The following is a 5,564-nucleotide window of genomic DNA, read 5'->3' as shown; positions in this document are numbered from 1 at the left end:
TAAAACGGCGTTAAAAATTAAGTGAAATGCTCTTCATAAACCCCATGAAGAGCTATACTCGGTAATTTTCCAGGTAAAATGCTCTTCATGCATAGTTTAATTTGGCAATTGAGGTAGTTTGTGTTTTGCGCATGTTTACGCGGGTACAGTAGGAAACTATTTGTCAAAGGGGGTTTCTTAGTTTATGAATGTAATTACAACCTTCAAAGAAAAACGGAAAGAGAAGCAAATCAAGTATGAACGTAAAATGCTGCGTGAACTTTCGTTAGAAGAACTTAAAAAGAGCGTCACGAACTCGTTTAGCAGCTTTTTTAGAATGGGCACCATTCTTGGAAGTGCCATTGAAGAAGGCTGCATTGATGTTGCAATTGAATCCTATTTATTAGGGGCTAAATATAGCAAATTCGGTTACTACGGGGAATCTGTTGAAGAAGTTAGAATGCGATGTTACAGATTTGAAAAGAATCTTATTGATGCATTATATGAGTTCATATGCTACTGGGGTCATATTGGTGATCAAGGATATGTAAACGAGTCCCTCTATTACTCATGCGAGCACTATGTCACTTATTGGTGGACGGAAGGATTCCAGAAAGGAGAAAAAAGACACCGGCTAAAATTGCATTAGAATTTTTAATCATATATACTCTCCTTGTCCCATATAGTTAATGTAGGGACATGCAGGAGGGAAATGATGAATAAGAAACTAAAAATTACGGGCATCCTTTTAGGAGTTGCGGTTTTATTTATATTTATACAATATCGATTTATGGATAAAGATGTATGGGACCCATGGAGTTTACCTCTATCAGGGAAGTTCATTATTATTGACCCGGGTCATGGTGGACCTGACGGAGGAGCTGCAAGCGGTGACATTCAGGAAAAGGACATTGCCCTTGAAATATCCCATAAACTCCGCGATTACTTACAACAGCAGGGTGCTTTTGTACAAATGCTAAGGGAAGAAGATATAGATTTAGCACCGGACGGAATGAGAGGGTACAGTAAACGAAAAACAGAGGATTTAAAGAAACGGGTTCATATCATCAATGAATCAGAAGCGGATTTATTTATAAGTATTCATCTAAATGCCATTCCTTCACCAAGATGGAGAGGGGCACAAACTTTTTACTTCAGTACCTTCAAGGAAAATGAAGAGGTAGCCAAATTTATTCAGGACGAGCTTCGAAACAATCTCGGAAATACAACACGACAAGCAAAAGCGATCAATGGCGTGTATTTATTAAAAAGTGCAAAGAAACCTGGTGCACTTGTAGAAGTAGGGTTCCTCTCAAACCCGGAGGAAAAAGCCCTATTAGTACAAGATAAATACCAAGACAAGGTCGCAGCCTCCATTTATACCGGAATTAACCGATATTTCTCAAATGAAACAAACCCGCCTGATTAAAAGGTGGGTATTTTCATGTTGGTTTGACACGAAGATCGGGGGTGGGTATGTAACCTATCTGGTTTTCGACGCAATTTGGCTACGATGCAAAAAATGTGATAACAACGCAAATCCTCGGAACACGACGCAAATATCGGATATTGACGCAAAACCTGTCAAGCGAAGCAAAAATTCCAGCTTAAAATACTACTAAGTATGACACTCCTCACACTGTAAATTGGGACAGGTATGGTATAATGAGGAAGGAGTGAAACCGAATACAGAATTTAGGTGGTGTTTTTATGTTAACTGAGCAACAAGTGAGAGAAGTATTAAATCAATTGCAAGATCCTTTCTTACATAGAACATTCGAGGAAACGAATGCAATCCAAGAGATTAAAATAAAAGAAGAAAAGAAGCATGTCAGTGTAAAAATCGCACTATCAAAGACTGGTACAGGTGAGCAGCTTCAGCTTCAAACTACAATTGTAAATGCATTAAAACAAGCGGGGGTAGATTCTGTAGGTCTTCGTTTTACCGACCTATCACCAGAAGAACTAGCAAAATTTAAGACTGAACCATCAGGAGAAGCAGCTCCTTTATTATCTCCAGTAAATCAAACGACCTTTATTGCCGTAGCCAGTGGTAAGGGAGGGGTTGGTAAATCAACCGTTTCCGTAAACCTGGCCGTATCGTTAGCAAGACTAGGCAAAAAGGTTGGAATTATTGATGCTGATATCTATGGATTCAGTGTTCCAGACATGATGGGAATCACAAAGCGCCCTGTAGTACGTGGCGAGAAAATTATCCCTGTCGAAAGAAAAGGGGTAAAGGTAATTTCAATGGGCTTCTTTGTAGAGGACAATTCACCAGTTATCTGGCGTGGTCCAATGCTTGGGAAAATGTTGAATAACTTCTTTAATGAGGTTGAGTGGGGAGACCTTGACTATTTAGTTCTCGACTTACCTCCAGGTACAGGGGATGTTGCGTTAGATGTACATACGATGCTTCCACATTGTAAGGAAATTATCGTGACTACTCCACATCCAACAGCTGCATTTGTAGCAGCGAGAGCGGGTGCAATGGCGCTTCGGACAGAGCACGAAATCTTAGGCGTTATCGAGAATATGTCTTATTTTGAAAGCAAGGTAACTGGTGAAAAGGAATATGTATTTGGTAAAGGCGGCGGTGAGAAGCTAACTGAAGAGCTTCAAACATCTTTACTAGGAAAAATTCCATTAGGTCAGCCTGACTGGAATGATGATGACTTTGCACCTTCTGTATATGAGGAAGACCACCCAACTGGAAAAATCTATAATGAAATTGCACAACGTGTAATTGATGCAATCTAAATCAAAGACCCTCCGGAAATTTAGGAGGGTCTTTTTTATTTTTTGGTTAAAAGGCTATTTACTGCTTCCGCTTCCTTGGCCTTCATCCTTTTTTGCTTTTTCCTGTTTTTGCATATCTTCCGCAGCTTTTATGAGAATATCTTCAATCTTCGCTTTATATAACGGGCTCTCTAGTGTTTCACTTATTACCGTTTGAAGATGCTTTCTAAATTCCTGACTTTTAAGAACATCCGTGAATTGTTGTTCCATCTCAGGATTTTTTAAGATATCCATCACCATTTTTTGATAATCAGGATCCTTCATCAAGTCTTTAATGAGCTTTTCGTGCTCCGTTTTCATACTCTTTGCGTATTCTTCCACAAACTTTGTATCCTCGAACGTCTTTTTCCAAAATTCAACCCCATTGTCAGAGGTAAGTGTTTCCTGAATGGCATCTTTTACAATGACTTGATCCATGACAAGATGCTGCCTAAACTTTTCATCCCGCATGAGTTCCTCAATTGCTTTTTTACCATCATCGGTTTTTAATATATCGACAACCATCTTTTTGGTTTCTTCATAATCCATTCGATTTTGTTCAACATTCGCTGGGGCACACCCCACAATAGCCAATAGAAAACTAAGAATGAGGAGGAGCGACATCCACTTTTTCATTCATAAAGCTCCTTTCATAAGGGATCCTTATTTGTTAATATGCTTTTTTTTGTTAAAAAATATTCACTCATTGAATGGTGAGAAACTGGCATTCATCCCCTTCGTTTTGGTACAATCATATTTGAATATATAGAGTGGGGGATTTTGTCGTGAAAAGTCGAAATTGGGTAAGGTTATTTCTTTCTACCTTACTAGTTGGTGCGCTTAGCACAATTATTGTTGGATTTGCCATTAAATGGAGTGAATATAAAGAATTATTTTTAGCTGCTGATTTCGTTGAAATACTTCTTGTAGTATTTTGGTTCATTGGTGCTGGATTTATTTTTAGTATTATTAGCCAAATGGGGTTCTTTGCCTATCTAACCGTTCACCGTTTTGGACTTGGATTATTCAAGGGCGCTTGGAGTCCTGCACAAATTGTGTTAATTGCTTTTGTATTATTTGATTTAATTTATTTTCGTTTTAAGGTATTTGCAACAGGAGGCCAAACCATCTCATCATATGTATGGATACCCATATTGATTTTAGTATTTTCATTAATCATTGCATTCTTTAAAAGTAAACAAACAAATAGTAAGGCATTCATCCCAGCTGTCTTCTTTATGTTTGTTGTATCTGTAATAGAATGGGTGCCAGCCATCCGAGTAAATGATACAAGCTGGTTATATTTAATGATATATCCACTTTTAATTTGTAACGCTTATCAATTATTAATCCTCCCAAAAATAACAAACCAAAAAAGCTGACCCATTGGGATCAGCTTTTTTGTTAGGTGATTATTCGACCACTTCGCTTTTTACATCAGCATTATTTAGCATGTCACTAACCGTCACAAATGAGAGACCCTTTCCTTTTATTCCTTTTAATACCTCCGGAAGAGCTTCAGCCGTTTGCTTGGCTGAATCTGAGGCATGGAACAAAATGATATCTCCGCCCTTTACTTTATTTAAAACATTGCTTGTAATTGTGGCTACTCCAGGATTATTCCAGTCATTTGAATCTATACTCCAATGAATGAGTGTATACCCAAGAGAGTCTAATACTTTCACTACTCTAGAATCAAAATTAGCGTCGGGTGTTCGAGCAAATGAAACGGTTTTGACCCCCATTTTCTTAAATGCATCCTGGGCTTTGAAAACATCCTTTTTGATTTGTGCATCCTCTAATTGGGTATAGTTTTTATAATCATAACCCTTGATTCCAATTTGATGTCCGTCCTTCACGATCCGTTCCACAATTTGTGGATGTCGCTCAGCCCAAGAAGCGGAAAGGAAAAACGTTGCATTTTTGACCCCTTCATTTTTTAAGACATCGATAATTGGAAGGGCCTTTGTATCCCCCCAGCTGATATTAAAGGTGAGCGCAACCGCCTTTTCGCTTTTTTCTCCTGTATAAATCACACGTGGTCCATTTTCGGTTGAAAAAACAGGAGCAATATTGCCTTTTTCTATATAAAAAATACTGGCAGTAAATAAGGAAGCAAAAAGAATAATTAATGTTTGTTTAATCCTTTTGCTACTCAGGATGTAGAAAAAATTCATTATAATCCTCCTTGTCCAAAGCTTCTTCTGTAAAAATAATATGCTTGTCATCCAATTTGTATGTGTAAAACTCTTGCGGAAATTGATTCATAAAATAACTAAATTTGGTAATAATTAGAATTACAATAAACTTGGGGTGAAACTATGATTGGATTATTAGTTGATCAGAAGGAAGTTAAAGAATTAGAATACCTTCTAAAAAGAGAGATGGACGAGATCCTTTTTGATGTAGGAGATTCAAGGATTGATCATATTGTAAAAAGAGCAATGGAAGAAAGATATCAAATCTTGTTTCGTTTATTTAAAAGAATTGCTGAACCATCAGAATGCAGCAGGTATATTCGTTCAAAGAAGGTAAATAGTAAAAAGGGATAAATGAAGAGGGGAGGATTGTATGATAATATGGTCCTCTTTTAATAATTAAAATAGATTATTGACATGCGTTTTAGATGATGATATATTAATAATCGTCGTCGTTGACAATCACTGATATTAAAAAATATCTCAAAAAAAATATTGACTCAAAGTTGTCAGCATGATATATTAATAAAGTCGCCTCTGAGCGATGAATCAAAAAAAGTTCTTTGAAAACTGAACACAATACAAGCGTCAACGTTTAATTTTATTTTT

The 5,564-nt window shown here is 37.1% G+C and carries 7 protein-coding genes; 5 read left to right on the top strand and 2 right to left on the bottom strand.

Annotation, left to right across the window (positions count from 1 at the left end; all coding sequences use genetic code 11):
* Window positions 1-184 precede the first annotated feature (184 nt).
* From V7112_RS07915 to V7112_RS07905, 3 genes are all read left to right on the top strand, one after another.
* Window positions 185-628: a YbaK family protein gene (locus tag V7112_RS07915; RefSeq protein WP_335417472.1), complete on the top strand. Its 444-nt coding sequence runs from the start codon at window positions 185-187 to the stop codon at window positions 626-628.
* Between the two features lie 66 nt (window positions 629-694).
* Window positions 695-1,408 carry an N-acetylmuramoyl-L-alanine amidase CwlD gene (gene cwlD, locus V7112_RS07910; protein WP_335417470.1) on the top strand — a complete coding sequence of 238 codons (714 nt, stop codon included), beginning with the start codon at window positions 695-697 and terminating at the stop codon, window positions 1,406-1,408.
* 281 nt (window positions 1,409-1,689) lie between these two features.
* The gene (locus V7112_RS07905) at window positions 1,690-2,739 is read left to right on the top strand and encodes an Mrp/NBP35 family ATP-binding protein (protein WP_335417468.1); all 1,050 of its coding nucleotides are present in this window, start codon (window positions 1,690-1,692) and stop codon (window positions 2,737-2,739) included.
* 54 nt (window positions 2,740-2,793) lie between these two features.
* Here the strand turns inward: V7112_RS07905 and gerD are convergent, their stop codons facing one another.
* On the bottom strand, window positions 2,794-3,393 hold the full coding sequence (gerD, locus tag V7112_RS07900; protein ID WP_335417466.1) for a spore germination lipoprotein GerD: 600 nt from the start codon (window positions 3,391-3,393) through the stop codon (window positions 2,794-2,796).
* 149 nt (window positions 3,394-3,542) lie between these two features.
* On the opposite strand from gerD, the gene V7112_RS07895 reads away from it, so the two are divergent.
* Window positions 3,543-4,139, top strand: coding sequence for a KinB-signaling pathway activation protein (locus V7112_RS07895; protein ID WP_335417465.1), 597 nt, complete (start codon window positions 3,543-3,545; stop codon window positions 4,137-4,139).
* Window positions 4,140-4,169: 30 nt separating this feature from the next.
* On the opposite strand, the gene pdaB is transcribed toward V7112_RS07895, so the two are convergent.
* The gene (gene pdaB / locus V7112_RS07890) at window positions 4,170-4,934 is read right to left on the bottom strand and encodes a polysaccharide deacetylase family sporulation protein PdaB (RefSeq protein ID WP_335417464.1); all 765 of its coding nucleotides are present in this window, start codon (window positions 4,932-4,934) and stop codon (window positions 4,170-4,172) included.
* Between the two features lie 144 nt (window positions 4,935-5,078).
* Between pdaB and V7112_RS07885 the strand changes: the two genes are divergently transcribed.
* Window positions 5,079-5,309 (top strand): hypothetical protein, encoded by a 231-nt coding sequence (locus V7112_RS07885; protein WP_335417462.1) that lies wholly within the window; start codon window positions 5,079-5,081, stop codon window positions 5,307-5,309.
* Window positions 5,310-5,564: the final 255 nt, after the last annotated feature.

Origin of the sequence: Bacillus sp. JJ1566, assembly GCF_036962685.1 — a bacterium.
Classification (GTDB): Bacteria; Bacillota; Bacilli; order Bacillales; family Bacillaceae_L; genus Ferdinandcohnia.
Note: the sequence above shows the minus strand (reverse complement) of the source record. Positions and strands in the feature narration are given on the sequence as shown.